This window comes from Micromonospora sp. NPDC048830 (genome assembly GCF_043198215.1).
GTDB lineage: Bacteria > Actinomycetota > Actinomycetes > Mycobacteriales > Micromonosporaceae > Micromonospora.
Genome location: NZ_JBICUP010000131.1, coordinates 1 through 1,523, shown reverse-complemented (window position 1 = coordinate 1,523; position 1,523 = coordinate 1). Strand labels below are relative to the sequence as shown.

The 1,523-nt window shown below is 71.3% G+C and carries 1 pseudogene; it reads right to left on the bottom strand.

The features are described 5' to 3' along the window. Positions 1–1,370 (bottom strand): annotated as a pseudogene (locus ACGFIZ_RS34225) (hypothetical protein); the annotation flags it as partial. Positions 1,371–1,523 lie beyond the last annotated feature (153 nt).

Sequence of the window (1,523 nt, the reverse complement as noted above, 5' to 3'; positions counted from 1 at the left end):
TGCCGGACCATGTTCGCCACGGCGTTGACCTGCGCGGCGTCGGGACTGGCCACCACAGCGGGCAGTGCGGAGGTATCGAGGATCGCATCGAGGATCCGGTCCATCCGGTTCCGCACGGCGCTCTTGACCGCCTCGATCGCGGCGGCGGACGGCACCGCCGCCCCAGCGCCTGCCGGCACGCCGGCGCCTGTCGGCACGCCGGCGCCTGTCGGCACGCCGGCACCTGTCGGCGTGCTGGCGACCGTCGGTAGGCCGGCGGAGAGGTACTGGTCGATGTGGTGTTCGGCGGCCAGGTGCGCGATCGCGCGCAGCGCCTCCAGGTCGAACGCCGCCGGCAGCGCGGCGACAACCTGCTCCGACCACACCTCGGCCGGGATCTGCTCACCCGCGGACGCCAACGCCTCGGCCATCCAGGCCACCGCCCGCTCCCGGACACCCGTCAGATACCCCTCGGTGAGCGCGGTACCCGGCAGACCGACCGCGGACAGGAAAGCCCGAACAGTCGGATCACCCTGCCGGGCGTCAACCCACCCGGCGAAAACCCGCTCGATCGGCACGGCAAGCCCGGCCATGCTCTTGCCCGCCCGAGCCACCCCGGCCAACAGCCCACCGTAGCGATCCACCAGATCCTGCTGGAACCGATACCACTGCTCGACCACCGGCACACCAGCTGCCACAACCCACTCCGGCGCCGGCGCACCCGGCACCGACCACGACGGCACCGACGGGTCCAGGTTCGGCATGGGCAGGTCCAGCTTCGGCGCGGGCAGGTTCACTGCCGGCAGCGGCGGCGGGGTGGGCGGCAGGGTGGGCGGCGCGGCCTGCGTGCCGGCACCCACAGCCTTCGGATCATCGACCCCGGCCTGGTAGCCCGTGGACGGGTCCCCACCAACCGGTGTCGCCCCCACCGGCATGACCGGCCTTCCGTCCGGCGTGAAATCGATACGAGGCACCTGCACCCGGGGCTGCATCACGGCGCGACTCAAGACGAACCCGAGCGCGCTCGCGGCCGATCCCCCCGCCCCCGACAGCGCCCCGGAAACAAGATCCGCACCGACATTATCGAGGGTGACGTCCCCCAGCACCATCCCCTCGGAGCCGATACCGAAGATCACCTCCCCGCCGGTCTCCAGCACGGGCCGCGTCAGCAGATCGGTCAACAGAATCTTGGTGGCATCCGACACGCCCAGCTTGCTGACAGCCCCGGCGACAGCGCCAGCGACCTTGCCCATCGCCGGCCCCGCCACCGTGCTCAGGAACGCCACCGCCCCCGCGTACGCCGCCTGCTGACCGATCGCCGACCAGTTCACCCCGGACTGCAGATCGTCGGTCATCATCGACACCTCGGCCAGCAGCGCAGAACCCGGCATGAACAACATCTGCATAGACGTGCCGCTCGCCGCCGACCTGACCGCCGCCGAACGCAGGACCGCCTGGATGACGGACCGTGTCTTGGCGACGTGTGCCGCCGCCCCCACCGGATTCCAGAACCACATCGCGAAGGCGACGGCGAACTCGGCCTG